This is a genomic window from Erwinia piriflorinigrans CFBP 5888 (assembly GCF_001050515.1).
Classification (GTDB): Bacteria; Pseudomonadota; Gammaproteobacteria; order Enterobacterales; family Enterobacteriaceae; genus Erwinia; species Erwinia piriflorinigrans.
Genome location: NZ_CAHS01000022.1, coordinates 125317 through 145638 on the forward strand (window position 1 = coordinate 125317; position 20322 = coordinate 145638).

At 52.2% G+C, this 20322-nt stretch carries 20 protein-coding genes and 2 pseudogenes; 9 read left to right on the forward strand and 13 right to left on the reverse strand.

Going from position 1 to position 20322, the window contains the following annotated elements:
• Positions 1-270: 270 nt before the first annotated feature.
• Positions 271-486: pseudogene (locus tag EPIR_RS18470) on the reverse strand (branched-chain amino acid ABC transporter ATP-binding protein); the annotation flags it as partial.
• A 206-nt stretch (positions 487-692) separates the two neighbouring features.
• Here EPIR_RS18470 and EPIR_RS16695 point away from each other — a divergent pair.
• Positions 693-1637, forward strand: a complete 945-nt coding sequence (locus tag EPIR_RS16695; protein ID WP_023656658.1) for a DUF2971 domain-containing protein — start codon at positions 693-695, stop codon at positions 1635-1637.
• 470 nt (positions 1638-2107) lie between these two features.
• Here EPIR_RS16695 and EPIR_RS16700 read toward each other — a convergent pair whose 3' ends face one another.
• The 7 genes from EPIR_RS16700 to EPIR_RS16725 all read right to left on the reverse strand — a co-directional run bounded on the left by EPIR_RS16700 (position 2108) and on the right by EPIR_RS16725 (position 7872).
• Positions 2108-2677, reverse strand: a complete 570-nt coding sequence (locus EPIR_RS16700) for a hypothetical protein (RefSeq protein ID WP_240987376.1) — start codon at positions 2675-2677, stop codon at positions 2108-2110.
• Positions 2678-2777: 100 nt separating this feature from the next.
• Positions 2778-2918, reverse strand: a complete 141-nt coding sequence (locus EPIR_RS18820) for a hypothetical protein (protein ID WP_157037546.1) — start codon at positions 2916-2918, stop codon at positions 2778-2780.
• A 75-nt stretch (positions 2919-2993) separates the two neighbouring features.
• Positions 2994-3707: a high-affinity branched-chain amino acid ABC transporter ATP-binding protein LivF gene (livF, locus tag EPIR_RS16705; protein ID WP_023656659.1), complete on the reverse strand. Its 714-nt coding sequence runs from the start codon at positions 3705-3707 to the stop codon at positions 2994-2996.
• A gap of 1 nt (position 3708) precedes the next feature.
• Entirely contained in the window at positions 3709-4476 is a 768-nt protein-coding gene (livG, locus tag EPIR_RS16710; RefSeq protein ID WP_023656660.1) for a high-affinity branched-chain amino acid ABC transporter ATP-binding protein LivG, read from the reverse strand.
• Entirely contained in the window at positions 4473-5747 is a 1275-nt protein-coding gene (locus EPIR_RS16715) for a high-affinity branched-chain amino acid ABC transporter permease LivM (RefSeq protein WP_023656661.1), read from the reverse strand. Before EPIR_RS16715 ends, livG begins: the two co-directional genes overlap by 4 nt.
• On the reverse strand, positions 5744-6670 hold the full coding sequence (livH, locus tag EPIR_RS16720; protein ID WP_023656662.1) for a high-affinity branched-chain amino acid ABC transporter permease LivH: 927 nt from the start codon (positions 6668-6670) through the stop codon (positions 5744-5746). Before livH ends, EPIR_RS16715 begins: the two co-directional genes overlap by 4 nt.
• 86 nt (positions 6671-6756) lie before the next feature.
• Positions 6757-7872, reverse strand: a complete 1116-nt coding sequence (locus EPIR_RS16725; protein WP_023656663.1) for a branched-chain amino acid ABC transporter substrate-binding protein — start codon at positions 7870-7872, stop codon at positions 6757-6759.
• Between the two features lie 492 nt (positions 7873-8364).
• Between EPIR_RS16725 and panM the strand changes: the two genes are divergently transcribed.
• The 4 genes and pseudogenes from panM to EPIR_RS18825 form a co-directional block, all read left to right on the forward strand.
• The gene (panM, locus tag EPIR_RS16730) at positions 8365-8778 is read left to right on the forward strand and encodes an aspartate 1-decarboxylase autocleavage activator PanM (RefSeq protein ID WP_023656665.1); all 414 of its coding nucleotides are present in this window, start codon (positions 8365-8367) and stop codon (positions 8776-8778) included.
• 503 nt (positions 8779-9281) lie between these two features.
• Positions 9282-10481, forward strand: coding sequence for an MFS transporter (locus tag EPIR_RS16735; RefSeq protein ID WP_202813334.1), 1200 nt, complete (start codon positions 9282-9284; stop codon positions 10479-10481).
• Between the two features lie 203 nt (positions 10482-10684).
• Positions 10685-11167 (forward strand): glycosyltransferase family protein, encoded by a 483-nt coding sequence (locus tag EPIR_RS16740; protein WP_023656667.1) that lies wholly within the window; start codon positions 10685-10687, stop codon positions 11165-11167.
• Between the two features lie 83 nt (positions 11168-11250).
• A pseudogene (locus EPIR_RS18825) lies at positions 11251-11451 on the forward strand (hypothetical protein); the annotation flags it as partial.
• 116 nt (positions 11452-11567) lie between these two features.
• Here EPIR_RS18825 and rpoH read toward each other — a convergent pair.
• The 4 genes from rpoH to ftsY form a co-directional block, all read right to left on the reverse strand.
• Positions 11568-12422, reverse strand: a complete 855-nt coding sequence (gene rpoH / locus EPIR_RS16750; RefSeq protein WP_023656669.1) for an RNA polymerase sigma factor RpoH — start codon at positions 12420-12422, stop codon at positions 11568-11570.
• A 296-nt stretch (positions 12423-12718) separates the two neighbouring features.
• Entirely contained in the window at positions 12719-13711 is a 993-nt protein-coding gene (gene ftsX, locus EPIR_RS16755) for a permease-like cell division protein FtsX (protein WP_023656671.1), read from the reverse strand.
• Positions 13704-14369: a cell division ATP-binding protein FtsE gene (ftsE, locus tag EPIR_RS16760; protein ID WP_023656672.1), complete on the reverse strand. Its 666-nt coding sequence runs from the start codon at positions 14367-14369 to the stop codon at positions 13704-13706. Before ftsE ends, ftsX begins: the two co-directional genes overlap by 8 nt.
• Before the next feature lie 5 nt (positions 14370-14374).
• On the reverse strand, positions 14375-15799 hold the full coding sequence (gene ftsY / locus EPIR_RS16765) for a signal recognition particle-docking protein FtsY (protein ID WP_023656673.1): 1425 nt from the start codon (positions 15797-15799) through the stop codon (positions 14375-14377).
• A gap of 177 nt (positions 15800-15976) precedes the next feature.
• Between ftsY and rsmD the strand changes: the two genes are divergently transcribed.
• Positions 15977-16582, forward strand: a complete 606-nt coding sequence (gene rsmD / locus EPIR_RS16770) for a 16S rRNA (guanine(966)-N(2))-methyltransferase (protein ID WP_023656674.1) — start codon at positions 15977-15979, stop codon at positions 16580-16582.
• Positions 16572-16841, forward strand: coding sequence for a DUF1145 family protein (locus tag EPIR_RS16775; protein ID WP_023656675.1), 270 nt, complete (start codon positions 16572-16574; stop codon positions 16839-16841). The genes rsmD and EPIR_RS16775 overlap by 11 nt, the downstream gene beginning before the upstream one ends.
• Here EPIR_RS16775 and EPIR_RS16780 read toward each other — a convergent pair.
• Positions 16838-17197, reverse strand: coding sequence for a DUF2500 domain-containing protein (locus tag EPIR_RS16780; protein ID WP_023656676.1), 360 nt, complete (start codon positions 17195-17197; stop codon positions 16838-16840). The genes EPIR_RS16775 and EPIR_RS16780 overlap by 4 nt on opposite strands.
• Before the next feature lie 146 nt (positions 17198-17343).
• On the opposite strand from EPIR_RS16780, the gene EPIR_RS16785 reads away from it, so the two are divergent.
• Positions 17344-17970, forward strand: a complete 627-nt coding sequence (locus EPIR_RS16785; protein ID WP_023656677.1) for a lysoplasmalogenase — start codon at positions 17344-17346, stop codon at positions 17968-17970.
• 92 nt (positions 17971-18062) lie between these two features.
• Entirely contained in the window at positions 18063-20318 is a 2256-nt protein-coding gene (locus EPIR_RS16790; RefSeq protein WP_023656678.1) for a zinc/cadmium/mercury/lead-transporting ATPase, read from the forward strand.
• Positions 20319-20322: the final 4 nt, after the last annotated feature.

The following is a 20322-nucleotide window of genomic DNA, read 5'->3' on the forward strand; positions in this document are numbered from 1 at the left end:
TTCTATCAATTTGGTGGGGAAAGCAGCAAAGGCACAGTGACGCCTGGCTCCACATTCAACTGGCGCTGTATCCCTGTAGATGGCCTGACAGAGATCACTTTACAATCAGGCCAGTGGTATACAGCAGGAAATCACAGTCAAGCGCAGAGTTGTATTGATCAGATCGATATCGAGGTTCGATAACAACCGTATTGTTAAATCCATACAGATTTCAGTCATAGCCGGGTTCACCCTTTGCACCGCATAACGGGCTCAGGCCAACCCGCCCAATCATCCCCCCAATGAAGCGCTTCTCACCGCTTCATTGGCTAACAGCGCCGCGCCGCTGTCTTCCAGCACCACATGTCCGTTTTCCAGCACATAGCCCCGGTCGGCCAGCTTCAGTGCCTGGTTAGCATTCTGCTCCACCAGGAAAATGGTCATACCCTCCTGGCGCAGCTGTTCGATGGTGTCGAAAATCTGCTGAATGATAATCGGTGCCAGCCCGTGACATCACAAAAACAATCACCACTGACGGGATCGGCCAGTGCTGCGAATGTTTGCAGAAGCTGATCATGATGGCCGCATGGGCTTAATAAAATATATTTTTTCTCTTGACGTTTTACCAATGCAGATTTGATTTTCTGACCTCATAAGCATTTCCATTTGCATGTGTTAGAATAATAAGATGTAAAAACAGGAATCCGGTTATTATGAAATTATACAAATACATGAGTATGAGTACTTTTAATTCTTTCGCAAAATCCCACTCACTCAGGCTTACTAAATCATACTCACAGAATGACCCTTTCGAGTTCAAATTAAGCCAAAACGACCTAGAAAAATTTTTACTTTCGCCTGAGAAACAACATGAGTTTGAAGAGTTCGTAAATATGTCTGGTTGTATTTCCATGAGTGGTGATAAAAGTAACATATACATGTGGTCACATTATTCTGATAATCACAGGGGTGTAATGGCAGAATTCACATTCGATGAAAACGATCCAAAATCATTATTTTTCGGAAATGCCAATGTCTGGCAGGGTAGTCATATCGAGAATCCAACGGGTTTTTACTATGGTCATATAAACTACAAAAAAACAAGACCTTTCCATAATTTTAACGGCGATTTAAATAGAGTTATTGAAACGCTTTATTTTTGCAAATCGGAAGATTGGGATAAGGAATTTGAATATAGGTTTATTATTCCTTTCACAGAGGTGACAGAAATTTTACTAACCAGAAAGGGGATGAATGAAATATCTGAAATCCCGGTAGCTGGTAGATTAATTGAAGAAATTCCTGGTAAAGATGACAATGAGATATATAGGTTTAAAGTAACTGGCCTTAGCATAAGCTACCTACTTGGAACCGGTCAGTGTGATGTCTTGCATAAAATATGGCGACATGAGGGGCCTGATTGCCTGTTTCTTTTAAAAATGGATATTGGAAAATTAAGTGGACTGTACTTTGGTTGCAAAAGCAGCACCGATGATTATTTTCGTGAGAACGATGTAAGCGATTCGGATTATTTTAATGGCAAGTTTTATTCTTTTTTTAATGAAAAAATAAATGGATTTTATCAGGCTTATCCGGATGAAAATGAATTCAGAATTAACTTCAAACCAGCAGAAATCATTGAGAATACTAAATCATAGGTAGTATTTTAGCGTTGTACTGATATTTTTATTAAGACCTTCAGGAAGAGTGACAAGCTCCCCAATCCTAATCTAATGCATGTGCAATAGCCAAAATGCTTCCAAGTTAGCCAGACGTCAGCTGATACTGTGGCGATATTCATACTCACGTAGAAAATTTGCCAGACACCTTGGTAATGCGGCGTTTTTCCAGTAAACAGGCTATTTCCAGCGGGAAAATAGCCATATTATTACCACCGTAAAGAGTGCTGTCGCGCCCCATGCATAGTCGGGCCAGAACATGCCGCCTGACGCAGCGAACCCAATAATGAGCACGGCACAAATGATAATGCTGGCGAGGTATCGTAGCTGCCAGGTCAACCATCTTTTAAAAAAAATTCATCGAATCATCCGCATAATGGTGCTTGTTATCTCTTCATCTGATGAGCGAATACGTATCAGGGGAGGATTTCTGCTAATGATGGGATCTATCAAAAAATACAGCATTTCCAGTTTTTCTGCGTAGAGTATGCTGTAGTAGTACCGTTTTGTTGTTTAAGTCTGTTGGCCGCATCTGCTGCTTTTTGTACGTAAGCGTATAAGCCGGTCAAAGATATTGCTAATGTACTGTATCTTAACAGGACACTGTCTATCGCTGTTTTCATGCTAAATGAGTAACAGGCTGCGGCAATAATAGCAGCACCGATAGTTTGATTCGTCAATGAACCTGACACAAAGGATGCCCCCTTATGCGATAAGGATTTTTTGATGTTCCGGAGGCGTTCTGGTGTCATGTTCTGTAGCAGAAGGTCAACGTAAATCCTGATCATCCGTTCAATGACGTTTCGTTTGCTGAGCAGACCTACAATATTTAGAGAAAAGCGTATATCTTCAGCTTTCTGATTTGCGCAGACGTCTTGATAGTTGCTGGTAAAACAGCTGGCGTAAAAACTTAGTCTGGTCGCGCCAGTCTGAATATTTTTAGCCTGTTCCAGCATTGCATCCCTAACGCCGGCCAACGCTTGTTCCAGTGAAATGCCGATAAAGTTGTCAGCTCGCATTTTGCTACAATTGCTGTGTTTGAGTACATTCCCTGTCCTCTACCTAATGCATTAGCGAATTTTGAGATTCGCGTAGGGGGTTATCTCAGCCTCTATTTTATCAGATCCCTGATATGAGTGCGGGTAAAACATCATAAAGATGATATCTGAAATCGAGAATGTAGCCACCGCTCCCAGCAGGCAATGCATTGCCGTCAGCTGGCTGCGCTTTAGCGAACGAAAGCGCCAGCAACACTTGCATGTGACTCTTCAGGTCAGGGGGCCAGATTACCCTCCCCCTCCCCTTACAGAGATAACGAGCACAAACCCCGCCCAATCATCCCCCCAGATAAGCGCTTCTTACCGCTTCATTGGCTAATAGCGCCGCGCCGCTGTCTTCCAGCACCACATGACCGTTTTCCAGCACATAACCCCGGTCGGCCAGCTTCAGCGCCTGGTTAGCATTCTGCTCCACCAGGAAAATCGTCATGCCTTCCTGGCGCAGCTGTTCGATGGTGTCGAAAATCTGCTGGATGATAATCGGTGCCAGCCCGAGCGAGGGTTCATCCAGCAGCAGCAGGCGCGGCTGGCTCATCAGCGCCCGGCCAATCGCCAACATCTGCTGCTCGCCGCCGGACATGGTTCCGGCACGCTGGACACGGCGCTCATACAGCCGGGGAAACAGCTCATAGACGCGCCGGATACGCTGCTGATACTGCTGGCGTTCGGCAAAGAAACCGCCCATCGCCAGGTTCTCTTCCACCGTCATGCGGGCAAAGACGCGGCGGCCCTCCGGGACAATAGCAATCGCCTCGCGCATAATGCGTGCCGTCTGCCAGTCGGTGATATCCTTACCATCAAAGGTAATCGACCCCTGCGAGGCACGCGGTTCACCGCACAGGGTGCCGAGGATGGTGGTTTTACCCGCCCCGTTAGCGCCTATCAGCGTGACAATTTCGCCCTGACGGATATGCAGGTTGACGTTATGCAGTGCCTGGATTTTGCCGTAGTGGGCGCTGACATTATTCAGCGATAACATTGCATCACTCATGTTATGCCTCCCCCAGATAAGCGCGGATCACATCCGGGTTTTCGCGGATCTCCTCCGGCGTACCGTGGGCCAGCGGCGTGCCCTGATTTACCACGTAGATACGGTCTGAAATACCCATTACCAGTTTCATATCGTGTTCAATTAACAGTATCGAGACCTTGTGTTGCTGGCGCAGCTCGGCGATCAGCTCGTCCAGCTCGTGGGTCTCTTTCGGGTTAAGCCCTGCCGCAGGTTCATCCAGCATCAGGATCTGTGGGCGGGTCACCATGCAGCGGGCAATCTCCAGACGGCGCTGCTGCCCGTAGGCAAGGTTCCCGGCCTGACGGTTGGCCAGCGCCAGCAGCCCGACGCGGTCCAGCCAACTGGCCGCGCGCTCCAGCGCATCGTTTTCCGCCTGGCGGAAGCCGGGCGTTTTCAGCAGGCCGGAGAACACACCGCTTTTCAGGTGCTGATGCTGGGCCACAAGCAGGTTTTCAATCACCGTCATTTCACGAAACAGGCGCACATGCTGAAAGGTACGCACAATGCCCATACGCGCAATCTTCTGCCCCGGTAATCCCGCCAGCTGCTGGTCACCCAGCCGGATGGAGCCGCCCGTCGGGCGATAGAACCCGGTAAGGCAGTTAAACACCGTGGTTTTTCCGGCACCGTTAGGGCCAATCAGCGAGACGATTTCCTGCGGGTGCAGCGCCAGTTCGACGTTATTCACCGCCAGCAGACCGCCAAAGCGCATCTTCAGGCCCTCAACGGCTAACAAAGACTGGCTCATGGCTGTTCTCCCTGCTGCGCCTGTTTCAACTTCAGGTGTGGACGTTTCATCGGCAGCAGCCCCTGCGGACGCCAGATCATCATCAATACCATCAGGCCACCGAGTACCAGCATGCTGTATTCATTAAGATCACGCATCAGCTCACGCGATACCACCAGCAGCACGGCGGCGAGGATCACCGCAAACTGCGAGCCCATTCCGCCCAGTACCACAATCGCCAGCACAAAAGCGGACTCGGCAAAGGTGAAGGACTCCGGGCTGACAAAGCCCTGGCGCGCGGCAAACAGGCTACCGGCGAAACCCGCAAAGGCGGCGCTGATGGTAAAGGCGGTCAGTTTAATCCGCGTCGGGCTAAGGCCCAGCGAGCGACAGGCGATCTCATCCTCGCGCAGCGCTTCCCAGGCGCGGCCCAGCGGCATACGCAGCAGGCGGTTGATCACAAACAGGGTGATGACCACCAGCAGCAGCGCCACCAGATACAGGAAGATGATTCTGTCGCCCGGATCGTACTCCAGACCAAAGAAGTGGTGGAAGGTGTCCCAGCCGCCGTCGCGCACACTGCGGTTGAATTCCAGCCCAAAGAAGGTCGGTTTAGGGATCTGGCTGATGCCGTTTGGCCCACCGGTTATTTCGGTATTGTTGAGCAGCAAAATGCGCACGATTTCACCGAATCCAAGCGTCACAATCGCCAGGTAGTCACCGCGCAGACGCAATACCGGGAAACCGAGCAGCAGGCCAAAGGCCGCCGCGACCAGCCCCGCCAGCGGCAGAGACTGCCAGAACCCCAGGCCGTAGTAGTGATTTAACAGCGCGAAAGTGTAAGCGCCGATGGCATAGAAGCCGCCGTAGCCGAGCACCAGCAGCCCGGAGAGGCCGACCACCACATTCAGTCCCAGCCCCAGCATGACGTAAATCAGCGTCAGGGTGGCAATATCCACCGTGCCGCGTGAGACCAGAAACGGCCACAGCGCTGCGGCAACGATCAGCGCCAGCAGCAGCAGTTTCTGCTTCACCGTTGAACCATCAATCCCCGGCAGCACCAGTGCCGGGCCGGACACTTTTTTCAGACCGCTGTGCAATAATGGGCGCAGCAGCTGGAACAGAAACACCACGCCGCAGCCGAGGGCGATCCAGTTCCAGCGCACCTCTCCGGCGTTATTCACCACCAGACGCGTACCGTCAAGATTGAGGCGCAGCCCCATAAAGAACGCCGCCAGTACCAGCAGCATCAGCGCGGATGCCACGGCGTTAAGCAGATTGAGCTTCTTCATACTTTCTCAACCTCCGGACGCCCAAGTATACCGGTTGGCATCACCAGCAGCACCACAATCAGCAGCGCGAACGACACCACGTCTTTATATTCGGTGCTGAGATAGGCTGAGGTGAGCGCTTCGGCAATGCCGAGGATCAGACCACCCAGCATAGCGCCAGGAATACTGCCGATGCCGCCAAGTACCGCTGCGGTAAAGGCTTTCATCCCGGCCAAAAAGCCGATATAGGGGTTGATCACCCCGTAGAACTGGCCCAGCAGCACCCCGGCCACCGCCGCCATTGCCGCGCCGATAACAAAGGTGAGTGAGATCACGCGGTCGGTGTTGATCCCCAGCAGGCTGGCCATTTTCAGATCTTCGGCGCAGGCACGGCAGGCGCGACCCATACGCGAGTAACGGATAAACAGCGTCAAAGCCAGCATGGCAAGGAAAGTCACCCCCCAAATCACCAGCTGCATGGTGGAGATAGTGGCGGCGAAGCCGTTACTGACGCCCAGCGTCCACTGTCCGGTCACCAGGCTCGGCAGCGCCAAATCACGCGAACCCTGCGTCAGGCTGACGTAGTTTTGTAGGAATATCGACATGCCGATCGCCGAGATCAGGGCGATCAGGCGCTTAGAGGATCGTACCGGCTTATACGCCACGCGCTCAATGCTCCAGCCGTAACAGGAGGCAATCACCACCGCGACCACGAAGCCGCAGCCAATCAGCAGCCAGCTGGTATCAATGCCCATCATCATCAACGCGGCGATGACGATAAACGAGACATAACTGCCGATCATATACACTTCGCCGTGGGCGAAATTGATCATGCCGATGATGCCGTACACCATCGTGTATCCAATGGCGATCAGCGCATAGGTGCTGCCCAACGTGACGCCGTTGAACATTTGTTGCAGGAAGTAGAGAAACTGCTCGGACATACTATCAACCCTTACCTGTCCCCGCTCGGGGGTAACAAAAACGCCCGGCACAGTTCACCGGGCGTTATTGCCAGAAATAACCCGGCTTACTTAACGGCGTCTGAGGAGCCGTCCGCGTGCCATTTAAAGACGCCAAACTCGAAGCCTTTCAGATCGCCCTTCTCGTTCCAGCTCAGGTCGCCCATGACGGTCGGAACCGTTGCGCCTTCTTTAAGGTTCTTCGCAATATCTGCTGGCTCTTCGCTTTTACTCCGCGCCATGCCAGCCGTTAGAGACTGTAATGCGGCATAGGTAGTCCAGACAAACGGCCCGGTTGGGTTTTGCTTTTTCGCTTTCAGCGCATCGACGATGGCCTGGTTCGCCGGAACCTGGTCATAGCGTTTTGGCAGTGTGACCAGCATCCCTTCCGAAGCCGCTCCGGCGATGTTAGACAGCGAGGAGTTACCCACGCCTTCCGGCCCCATAAACTGGGTCTTCAGTCCGGCGGCGCGCGCCTGACGCAGAATTTGCCCCATTTCCGGGTAGTAACCGCCAAAGTAGACGAAATCGACGTTCTCTTTCTTCAGGCGTGCCACCAGCGTTGAGAAGTCTTTATCGCCGGCGGTGATACCCTCAAACAGCACCACGTTGCCGCCCGCTTTCTTCAGGCTGTCCTGCACCGAACGCGCCAGGCCTTCACCGTACTGCTGCTTGTCGTGAACCACGGCAATGCGCTGCGGCTTAACGTCGCTGAGAATATATTTGGCCGCTGTCGGGCCCTGGTCAGAATCCAGACCGGTGGTGCGCATAATCAGTTTATAGCCACGGGAGGTGAGATCAGGCGCGGTCGCGGCTGGCGTAATCATCAGCACGCCTTCATCTTCATAGATGTCTGATGCGGGCTGAGTGGAAGAGGAACACAAATGGCCGATGACATAACGAATGCCGTCATTGATCACCTTGTTGGCGACCGCGACCGCCTGTTTTGGATCGCAGGCATCGTCATACTCCACGCCAACCAGCTTATTGCCGTTCACGCCGCCTCTGGCATTGATATCCGCAATCGCCTGTTTGGCACCGGTGAACTCCATATCACCATATTGCGCCACCGGGCCGGACATGGCGCCAACAATCGCCACTTTGATGTCTTTCGCCAACGCCGCCTGGCTGATAACCAGTGCCATACAGCTTGCCAGTAACGCATGACCTTTAGAGATTTTCATTTTCACTTCCCCACCTGTTGTGTTTGCGCCCTCGGATCCTGAAACCGCAGCGGCGTTGACAACCTGTGTCACTCTGAACATGACGTTCCTGAGATAACGTCATGCCATCTTGCTACGGCGTGGGATCTGTCGGGTTATTTATTATTTGCAGTAAGATCCGTGATAACGCGTTATGTTTTAGTCAGTTAGCACAAAATACCGCATTTATTGTCAATATATCTTTAGTTTCAGGTCATTAAACAGGAATTTTCTGCTGTAAATCAACCTTCATATTCAGTATGCGGTGGATTTTGCAGGATAATCTACTGGCACAAATGAGGGTGTTTTCGCCATCAATCTAGCGTATTATGCTGGTTAAATAGCAACCAATATGAGTTTGCTCGGAAAAGCGGGTTGCCTTCCGCAGATCCCCTCGTTTTCGTACAGAAAACAAAAACGCTCAAGTCTGGTCAACTTCGCTACAATATGCCTTTCTCAGCATCGGGTTATTCAATGAAACTGACGATCGTCCGCCTGCAACAGTTATCTGAACAGGATCGTAGCGATATAAGAAAAATCTGGCCGCAGGCCGATATTGATGCGCTGGCCGCACGGCTGGATGAACATCATCAACTGTATGCCGCACGTTTTAACGATCGCCTGCTTGCAGCGGTCATCGTACTGATATCAGGGACACAGGCACGAATGTCGCAGCTGGAAGTGCGCGAAGTGACCCGCAGACGCGGCGTTGGCCTGTACCTGCTGGAAGATATTCAGGTGCAGAATCCGTACGTTGAGCATTGGTCGATTGCCGCTGATGGCACATCAGCCCCTGCGGTGATTGCCGCCTTTATGCACAGTGCCGGATTCGTTCGCCAAGCGGATGAGTGGGTGTACCGCTGCCAGCAGAAAGGTGTAGTGATGTGATGGACGCCCCTTCCTAAGGTAGGTAAGCCAGAAAGCGTGCCTGTTACAGGAGAAATCGCTCTGGATCTGATTAATTTGATGAAACCATCAATAGACTGAAAAACGCCTTGTGAACATGCTTTAAAAATTCAACAAGTTAGATGTCAGTTTACTTAAAAAGCAAACTGTAACGGATTGGCATATCAGAGCCGACAAATCATCAGCATGGTTAATTATCATATTTATTTAATTGAAAATTTTAGAATGGCATGTTTGCAAGGAATTTGGCGTCAATATAAATACTTTTTATCCTCTCACCACAAAATAAAAAACCATATAACTATAATTACTTAGCTTAAAATGTGGCTAAACGATGATTATAAATATTATAGCTTCGAATATCTGGAGTGTGATAGCGGCACGCTGACATCAATTGACATATATATAACAAACATATAGGTTAGAATTCTTAATATTTACCATGATAAACGCCTTATATTTCATTTTGATGAAATGGCGAAAATATGATGAAGGTACTTGCCATGGAAGCCCGCGCGATAAAATTTCACTCGCCATTATGGATAAGTCGATTAATCTGGGCAGTTAATCTCTGCTCCATAAGTGCCTCAACCTTATGTTATATCTATCTTTCATGGTATGTCTATCACATTACTGGCAATATTATACTTTCGCAGGCAGTGCTCTATGCGCCGATGATCTTACCCGTCATTTTTGTCAATCAGGTGCAGGGTATTGCGGAAAAGTCCTCTCCTCGTCAATTACTCATGATAAGCAATTTGGCCGCAGCCTTTTGCACACTGATTATATTCAGTTTGCTTCATATACTGCCTGTTCTTGCGCTTCTGGGAGGACTATTGATTGGCTCAATTGACGCACTGCAACGGGTGGGTCGTATTGTTGCTATCAAGCATTATTTCAGTGGTGACAAAATTGAAACCACCGTCCCCCTGACGCTAACTGCGCAGTTTATCGCGGGTGGGCTGGCAGGCATGTTGATGGGAAGTATTAAGGGAGAAATGTCACCACAACTGGCGATGTCGATGATTTCGGTGTTGTTCATTATCTCGGTACTGGCATCTTTCCTGTTACCTAAACTTAACCTGCATCAGGAAGACAAAAAGCAAAAAAGGTCACTGAAAACGTTTATTGTCCTGCTTTCGCTAAATGCACCATTAAAAAAAGCATTTCTGAATTTCATCGTTTTCATCACCTTCTTTCAAGGTTTTTTTAATGTATCCCGCGTGACGCTGCCATCGCATATTTTAAACTTACCGGAAAATTTTGTTGGGTACCTTCAGTTAGTCAATAGTGGGGCAGCCCTGAGCGGCGCGGTATTTTACTTCATCTATAACCGAAGAGGAGTAAAATTCAACCCGCTATACATGGCCGTGGCCAGCGCCCTGTTCATGATTATCACATCGCTTGGTATTAATGTTTCAATTAGCTACTTCTCTTACTTTATGTACATATTCTTTTTTGAATTGGCATTTTTCAAATTGCAGTCAGATATTGTTTTGAAGAGTGATGTCAAGGATATGCCTATGATTGCCGCTATGCAATATGCGGGCGTCTATATTGGAATGATCGCCTCAATATTTATTGGATCAGTAGTCACGCAATATTCTCACTTGTATGTCGTTGCCATCATTTATTCAGCCGTATACTTCTTATGCTACATATTACTGAGTAAGGGAAAAATATAGATCAATGCCTGCCTCTCTAGAAAAGGGGATATGACAATAATTCATTAAGGATAAAAACACATGGGCATATTAACGTCGGCTTTTCCGTTCGTAAAATTTATGGTTCTAAGCGTGTTCTGCTCCCAATATCGATGCCAGGATAAGTCAGAGAACACAAGCTCTTTATTAATGAACGTTGGGAAAGAACCAGTATTTTCAGCTCATTGTTATGTGCTGGTGAATGGCTTAAGGCAGAAACCTGTATTGTAAGCTACGGTGATATTTTTTATTCGCACCATCTGGTTGAATCTCTTATCGATAGTTCTGGCGAAATTAATCTTGCCTACGATCCCTGTGCGGTAGAGTTGTGGCAGAAAAGAAATGAAGACCCACTTTCCGATCTGGAAAGTTTCAGGATTGATAATGAAAGAATTTTAGACATTGGCGGGAAAATTAATCGTCTTGAGGAAGTTCAAGGTCAATACATGGGTCTTTTTAAAATCACCCCTAAAGCATGGGGCTGGATTGAAAACTTCATTTCATCACTCAGCGATGATGAGATGGCTAAAATTGACATGACAAACCTTTTTTCTAAACTCATTATTACTGGTCATGAAATATTCGGCACTCAGAACATACACCCCTGGGGAGAGGTTGACACCCCTTCTGATATCGATCTTTATCATAGAATTTACCCAAACGTATGACACATAAACTCAGGAGAGATCCCGGAGTTTTCACCGTATTTCAGGAAGCGGTAAACGAGATGATGTCATTGCCTGTTTTTGATATGTTCATACCAAAATTGGAGACAGGTCAATTATGCAGGATAAAGAAACTCAAGGTACTTGCTGCTGAACTGGCTAAAGGTCTTAAAACCGAAACCGATCTCAATCAGCTTTCCCGTGTGCTGACCAAGCTTAGCATCGAAACTGCACCAAATGGTCAGCTGACTGACCGCCTTAAACACGAGAGAAACGCCCCTAAAAACAAGCCCGAATCCCCCTGCTGGCCGCCAGCTGGCATTGATCTGAAAAACCCGCGATGGCTATCGCGGGTTTTTATAAGATGGAAGCGCTTTTCTTTAATGCTCGGGCAGCGGTAATATTACGCTTCGATAGCCACGCGCAGTTTTTTCATCGCGTTCTTTTCCAGCTGGCGTACACGTTCGGCGGAAACGCCATAACGATCGGCCAACTCCTGCAACGTGGTTTTGTTGTCATCGTCCAGCCAGCGAGCGCGAATGATGTGCTGGCTGCGTTCGTCCAGCCCCTGCATCGCATCGCTCAGCTTCTCGGCCGCGTGATCTTCCCAGTTATCTTCCTCAATGCCGTTAGCAAAGTCAGAGGATTTATCCTGTAGGTAAAGCATTGGTGCCATCGAACGACCTTCGCCCTCGTCATCCGGCGCGGGGTCAAAAGTCATATCCTGTGCGGCCATGCGCGATTCCATTTCACGCACGTCTTTACTGCTGACGCCCAGCTCACGCGCCACCATTTCTACCTCATCCTGGTTGAACCAGCCCAAACGCTGCTTGGCTTTACGCAGGTTAAAGAACAGCTTGCGCTGTGCTTTGGTGGTAGCGACCTTCACGATACGCCAGTTGCGCAGTACGTACTCGTGGATTTCGGCTTTAATCCAGTGCACGGCAAAGGAAACCAGGCGCACACCCACTTCCGGGTTAAAACGGCGCACGGCTTTCATCAGGCCGATGTTACCTTCCTGGATCAGATCTGCCTGCGGCAGTCCGTAACCGGAATAGTTACGAGCGACATGAACAACAAAGCGCAGGTGAGACAGGATCAGCGTCTTAGCTGCATCCAGATCGCCCTGGTAATGCAGCCGTTCAGCCAACGCTTTTTCCTCTTCTGCCGTCAGCATAGGCCGGGCATTAGCCGCCCGGATGTAAGAATCCAGGTTGCCTAAAGGAGCAATAGCTAAAGTTTGCATTTCTTTGGTCATTCAAACCCTCTCTTTGTTATGCATGATTGCGGTGTCAATCCATGAACCGCCCACAAGACTACGTGAACAGACAGCAAAATTAAACACAATCTGTGCTAACGAATTAATCATTTTCTCATTAGTAAGACGCAAAAGTTATCCACAAGTTCAATATTATCGGTGGATATTCTATAAACCGTTCCGTGATGCGCGGCAATCGGCAGAACCACAGGGAAAAGTCACAGCGTTTATAACCTCCCTCTGCGTCGCGGCTTCACGCAGCAGAGGAAGATTATAGCAAAAATCATGAGAAGGGATTACTGCGGCGTAAATCGACGTAAATGTTGTACCGTCGCCAGCCAGGCAGCGACCCAACCAATCATGGCGGAAATCAGCAGTAAAAGCAGGCTTTCATCCCACGCCAGCCCATGGAGAACAAAGGAGGTGCCAAACACCGATGCCACCTGCGTCACCACCGACTCCAGCCTGAACAACAGCGCCGCAGACAGCACCAGTGACAGCAATGCCCCGCTAAAACCGAGTAGCGCTCCACCGTATAAGAACGGCCGCAGAATAAAACCGTCGGTTGCGCCGATCAGCTTTTGCACGTTAATGGTGTCGCGGCGGGCAAAAATGCTCAGGCGCACACTGTTACCAATCACCAGGAACACCGCCGCAATCATCAGAATGCCAATCATTGCCGCCACCTGGCCCACCAGTCCGGTGAGCGCTGCCAGCCGGGCGAACCAACTGTCATCCATCTTCACTTCATCAATACCCTGCACCTTTGACACGCGGTCACGCAGGTTATCCATCGTGGCGGAATTCTGGAAGTTTAGCTTCGGAGTGATAATCGCCACGGCTGGCAGCGGGTTCTGCTCCAGCATGTCCATCGCTCCGCCGAAGCCAGACCAGTTACGAAACTCACCCATCGCCTCTTCACGCGACAGATAGTTGACCTTGTCGACCCCATCCTCTTTTTTCAGCTGCGCCACGACGTTTTCAGCCGCATCGTCATCCAGCGTTTTACTCAGATAAACGGTGAGCTGCGGTGCCGGATACCACTGATCTGCCGCCTGGTTGACGTTTTTCCACACCATATAGCAAACGCTGGGCAGCGTCAGGGAAATAGCAATCACCATGACCGTCAACAGCGTTGCCAGCGGCTGACGCCACAGATCTGACAGCGAACCATGCATCGCGTAGCGCCACTGTTCCTGCCAGCCGCCTTTAAGCGCTTTGCTTTTTGATGGCTGCTTGTGCTTCACCGCTTTTGGCGCGGAAGCGCGAGGATTGCGTTTATTAACCACCATGACCTCCGTGCAAACGCCCCTGGTTTAGCGTCATCTGCCGATAGTTGCGGCTGGCGATAAGCCCCATATCATGGCTGGCCATCAGTACCGTGACGCCGACGCGGTTAAACTCCTCGAACAGGCGCAAAATATCTTCAGACAGCGCCTCATCGAGGTTGCCCGTCGGTTCATCGGCCAGTAACACCGCAGGCTTGTTCACCACCGCGCGGGCAATGCCGACACGCTGCTGCTCACCGCCAGAAAGCTGGATGGGGAAACTTTTTGCTTTATCGAGCAGGCCAACTTTATCCAGCGCCGCAGAAACGCGGCGGCGGATATCTTCACCGCTGGCCCCGGCGATAATCAGCGGAATGGCCACGTTGTCATATACCGAGCGGTCCATCAGCAGATGGTGATCCTGAAAGATCATGCCGATCTGGCGACGCAGGAACGGGACTTCCCGGCCTTTCAGACGACTGATATCATGACCGCCAAACCAGATATGTCCGGCGCTGGGGCGTTCAATGCCACAGATCAGCTTCAACAAGGTACTTTTCCCTGCCCCGGAATGTCCGGTCAGAAACGCCATTTCGCCTGGGCGCAGATGGAAATCCACTCCCTGCAACGCTTGCCGACCGCCGAGATAAGCCTTACTGACTTCTTCAAAGCGAATCATCCTAATTAGTCCTCTCGGGCAAAAAGTGCCTCTATAAAATCGTCAGCCTTGAACGATCGTAAATCTTCAATGCCTTCGCCAACGCCAATGTAGCGAATAGGAATATTGAATTGATCCGCTACCGAGAAGATCACGCCACCTTTTGCCGTGCCGTCCAGCTTGGTCAGGGTGATCCCGGTCAGGCCAACGGCCTCATGGAACAGTTTAGTCTGGCTGATCGCATTCTGTCCGGTGCTGGCATCAATCGTCAGCATCACCTCATGGGGCGCGCTGTCGTCCAGCTTCTTCATCACGCGGGTGATTTTTTTCAGCTCTTCCATCAGGTGCGCTTTATTCTGTAAGCGACCGGCGGTATCGGCGATCAGAACGTCAACATGACGCGCCTTCGCCGCCTGGATGGCATCAAAAATCACCGAAGCGGAATCGGCACCGGTATGCTGTGCCACCACCGGAATATTGTTACGCTGTCCCCACACCTGAAGCTGCTCAACGGCAGCGGCGCGGAAGGTATCACCGGCAGCCAACATCACCGATTTACCTTCGGCCTGGAACTGACGCGCCAGCTTGCCGATGGTGGTGGTTTTCCCGACGCCATTCACGCCGACCATCAGAATTACAAACGGCGTTTTACCGCTGACATCTAACGGCGATTCAACTTTTGCCAGGATTTCAGCCATATCGGTTTTCAGCAATCCATAGAGCGCTTCCGCATCGCGCAGCTGCTTACGGCTGGCCTGACTGGTCAGGTTGCTGATGATACGGCGGGTCGTGTCCACCCCAACGTCGGCAATCAATAACTGTTCTTCCAGTTCTTCAAACAGATCGTCGTCGATTTTCTTGCCACGGAACAGACTGATAAATCCGGAACCGAGGTTAGTACGGGTTTTTACCAGGCTGCGTTTTAGACGGGCAAAGAAGCCTTCTTTGGTCGGGCGTTCCTGCTCCTTTTCTGGCTCTGGCTCTGGCTCTGGCTCTGGCTCTGGCTCTGGCTCTGGCACGATAATGTCGCTTACGGCTTCGGGTTCTACAACAATGGGTTCTTGCGCAACTTCTGCCGCCAGCTCCTTATCAACCGGCTCGGTGGCCAGCGCTAATGCTTCCAGCTGCGCCTCATCAATCGCCTCTGCTTCGCTCTGCTGCGCCGTGGGATACTCTTCAACCACGGTCGCTGGCACAACCACAGGCTCAGTCGTCGGCTCGGGTTCGGCTGGCGGTGCCATCTCTTCCACCGGCTGTTCAGCTACATGCGCGCTATCTGCCTGTTGCTCTGCCGCTTCGCGTTCGGGAGCACTCTCACTCGCGTTATCCGCTTTTGGCGTGTCGGCAGACGGCTGCTGTTCTAACGTTTCTTTTACCTCTTCCTGCTGCGTCTTTTCGTCACGCCCCAGGCCAAGCCAGGAAAAAAAGCCACGTTTTTTATTCTTTGCCATGGTGCAACCACACTCCTCGTGGGAAAAAAGCGTTCTGTCAGGAAAAATAAGCTAATAATTTAACGATTAGTTTCGTAGTCTACCACTTTCTGCAAAGCGCATTACAGCACCCTTTTACGTTTCCTCAACGCGGTTAGCCCGTTAAACTATGCAACAAATTATTAAGAGTTTAGCAAGATGAATAAGAAACCCCGCAGCGGCGCAGCCGGGCAAATACGCATTATTGGTGGTCAGTGGCGTGGCCGCAAGTTACCGGTTCCCGATAGCGCGGGCCTGCGCCCCACGACCGATCGGGTACGTGAAACGCTTTTTAACTGGCTGGCTGCGAATATCCAGCAGGCAAACTGCCTTGACTGTTTTGCCGGCAGCGGCGCGTTGGGCCTGGAAGCGCTGTCGCGCCATGCCGCCAGCGCCACCCTGCTGGAGCTGGAGCGACCGGTGGCGCAGCAGCTGGAAAAAAACCTTGCTACCCTCGGGGCGAAAAACGCACGCGTCATTAATCGCAATACGTTGCAGTTCCTCGCCCAGACGGGTGAGCCATACCATCTGGTATTTGTTGACCCACCGTTTCGTAAAGGGCTGCTTGAACAAACGCTTACGCTGCTGGAGAGCAACGGCTGGTTAGCCGATGAATCCCTGATCTATGTCGAAAGCGAAGTCGAAAACGGCCTGCCGCCGGTGCCAGTAAACTGGCAGCTGCATCGTGAAAAGATCGCAGGCCAGGTGGCTTATCGCCTGTATATTCGTCACACCGAAAACAAGGATAACGCAGATGTTAATTAACGCTGGCCGTCTGTTGATGGTATTCGTCTGGGCTTTTTTGCTGCTAAACGTGGTACACCCCTTCCCGAAACCGCTGACCTATTTTGTTAACGTTGCCCTGTTCTTTATGGTGATCATGCACGGCCTGCAACTGGTACTGATGCGCACCACTCAGCCAGCGGGAGCGGCTAAACTCAGCGGTGTGATGCAGGCCAAAATCTTTTTCTTTGGCGTGTTTGAGCTACTCGCCTGGCAAAAAAAGAACTTACCTAAACGCTAATCGGTTTCGCCGGGCGTAAAACTCACAAAGCGTGTGCCTTTAAACTGCAACTCGCCCTGGGCGCCCTTATCCATTCGATGATAATCCCCGGCGTTAAGTTGCAGTTTGAAGTCACCGGCCTCGTTCAACGGATGAAACCAGGCCTCATAACGCATATCTTCCACAGGGATATGTTCACGCTGGCGTGAACGACGATTGGGAGCCGGATATTCTCGTTTGCTTTTTACTTCTACTATCAGGCTACGCAGCGGCGTGGCATCGTTGACCGCCACCTCACGCCGCTGTTTGATAAACTGACGTGTCGCTAAGATGGCGATAATGACCAATACGAGCAAAAAGATAATGGGCGGCTTCATGGGGTTCATCCTGCTGAATATCAAAGTTGTCGAGTTGCAGAGCGCGCCTGTCAGCATACAAGCGGAGCCATCTGATTGTCACATTGTTGGTCGTTAACCTACACTGGGACAGAATTTGTCGAGTTCTTCATTAACAAGGACAACATATGATCTGGTCTTTCCTTGCCGTTCTCTTTTCCGGCTGGCTGTATGTGGATGCTTCCTATCGCGGCCCGCAGTGGCAGCGCTGGGTATTTAAACCGGTCACCCTGCTGTTAATGCTGGCCTGGGCCTGGCAAGCGCCGGTATTGAAAACCACCGATTACCTGATCCTGGCCGGACTGATAGCCACGCTGGCAGGTGATGCGCTGATGTTGCTGCCAAACAAACGTATGCTGTATGCCATCGGGGCATTTTTCCTGTCACATCTGCTCTACACGCTCTGTTTTGCCAGCCAGATGACGCTTGCCCTGTTCTGGCCCATACCGCTCACGCTGCTGATTATCGGCGCGCTGGTACTGGCTACCGTCTGGACCCGGCTGGAAGAGTTGCGCTGGCCGATCGGTACCTTAATCGGTATGGCGCTGCTGATGGTCTGGCTCAGCACCGAGCAGTATTTTTTCCGCCCGAGCGATAATAGTTTCACCTTAATGGCCGGGGCCGACCTGCTGCTGCTGGGTAATATTGTGTGGATAATCAGCCATTTTCGTCGCCGCTTCAGCGCAGACAGCGCAATTATCGCCGCCTGTTACTTTGCCGGTCACTTTATGATCGTTCGCTCCCTGTGGCTGTAATCGCTAAACGCGCTTGACTCTGGAGTTGACTCCAGAGTGTAAGATGGCTATCGGCGGGTACTGGTGCCCGCCGTTACTGGCCAGGAGGCGTTATGCAGCAGCACTCTTCTTGTGGTTGTGGTCACCACCACGCCCGCAAACAGCACGGATGCGCGACCCGCTCGCGTCCCGTTATCAAAAAAGTCACCGCCATCAGTGCAGACACGCCCTGCTGTGGCGATACCGCCTGTAGTCCGGCCGATCCCCCCGAAGAAGAGGGCGACAGGCGGGCGCAAACCGTCCGCTTTAGCTGGCAGGTGCAGGGCATGGACTGCCCGAGCTGCGCGCAGAAAGTTGAAACCGCCGTCAAAAATCTTGCCAACGTGAGCGCGGCGCGCGTGGTTTTTACCAGCGAAAAACTGCTGGTTGATGCCAGCAATGATGTGCGCAGTCAGGTCGAACAGGCCGTCGCACGCATTGGCTTTCGTCTTCAGCGCAGCGATGCGGCGGCACCCGTCGTTGAAGCCAGTTTCTGGCGGGAAAACCGCAGCGCGATGTTGCTGGCACTGCTGATGGCGGCCAGCTGGCTGCTGGGTATTATCCATCCTGTTGCGGGGACTTTTGCCTTTACCATCACTACGCTGGTTGGCGTCTGGCCGGTTGCGCGTCGCGCTCTGCGCATGATACGCAGCGGCTCACCGTTCAGCATTGAAACCCTGATGAGCGTTGCGGCCATTGGCGCGCTGTTTATCGGCGCGACCGCCGAAGCGGCGATGGTGCTGCTGCTGTTTACGCTCGGCGAAAGGCTGGAGTCATTTGCCGCCGGTCGCGCGCGCAAGGGGGTGACGGCGCTGATGGCCCTGAAACCTGACCAGGCGCTGCGAGTTCGCTCCGGCCAGCGTGAAAGCGTTGCGGTAAGCGACCTGCGGCCGGGTGACGTGATTGAAGTCGCCGCCGGAGGCCGTCTGCCTGCCGATGCAAAGTTGCTGACGCCGTTTGCCAGCTTTGATGAAAGCGCCCTGACCGGGGAATCGGTGCCGGTCGATCGCCAGCGGGATGAAGCTATCGCCGCCGGCAGTATGAGCGTTGATCGCCTGGTACAGCTGGAAGTCATCTCCGAGCCAGGGAACAGCGCGATCGACCGCATCCTGCATCTGATTGAAGAAGCCGGAGAGCGGCGTGCGCCAATCGAGCGCTTCCTCACTCGCTTTAGCCGCATTTATACCCCAATCGTTATGTTGCTGGCGCTGGTCGTGGCGCTGCTGCCTCCGCTGCTGATGGCGGCGGCATGGCAGCCGTGGATCTACAAGGGACTGACGCTGCTGCTGATCGGCTGTCCGTGTGCGCTGGTGATCTCCACTCCGGCGGCGGTCACCTCGGCACTGGCCGCCGCCGCACGCCGTGGCGCGCTGATCAAGGGCGGCGCGGCGCTGGAAAGCCTCGGCAGCGTGCGCACGATTGCTTTCGATAAAACCGGCACTCTGACCGAGGGAAAACCCCAGCTCACCGCCATCGTTGCGCTGGACGGCAGCGATGAAAACTCGCTGCTGGCTATTGCCGCCGCCGTTGAGCAAGGCTCATCGCATCCTTTAGCACGGGCGATCGTCGCGGCGGCCGATGCGCGTCAGCTGGAGATCCCTGCGGCCAGAGACCAGCGTACGCTGCCGGGAAGCGGTATACAGGCAATAGTAAGTGGCCGCTTACTATCCTTAAGTTCACCGCACAGAGTGCCCGGAAATTTATTGGCCCCACAGCGTACCGCAATAGAAGCGCTGGAGAACGGCGGCAATACCGTGGTGATACTGCACGATGAACGGCAAATGCTGGCCACCTTCACCCTGCGCGACACGCTGCGTGCCGATGCCCGTAGTGCGCTGGCAGAGTTGCGGGAGCTGAATATACAGGCCGTAATGCTGACCGGAGACAACCCGCGCGCGGCGGCAGCGATCGCCGCCGAGCTGGGCATTGATTACCGCGCCGGCCTGTTGCCGGAAGATAAGGTCAACGCCATCAGAGCGCTGCATCAACAGCAGGCGGTGGCGATGGTGGGTGACGGCATCAACGATGCGCCAGCGATGAAAGCCGCCACTATCGGTATAGCGATGGGCAGCGGCAGCGATGTTGCGCTGGAAACTGCCGATGCGGCACTCCCTCATAACCGCCTTGCCGGGCTGACAACGATGATCCGCCTGTCGCGCGCCACCCACGCCAATATTCGTCAGAACATCGCGCTGGCACTGGGGCTGAAAGCCCTGTTCCTGATCACCACGCTGCTGGGAATTACCGGATTGTGGCTGGCCGTGCTGGCCGATTCGGGCGCTACAGCGTTAGTGACTGCTAACGCCCTGCGTCTGCTCGGTAAGAGATAACAGG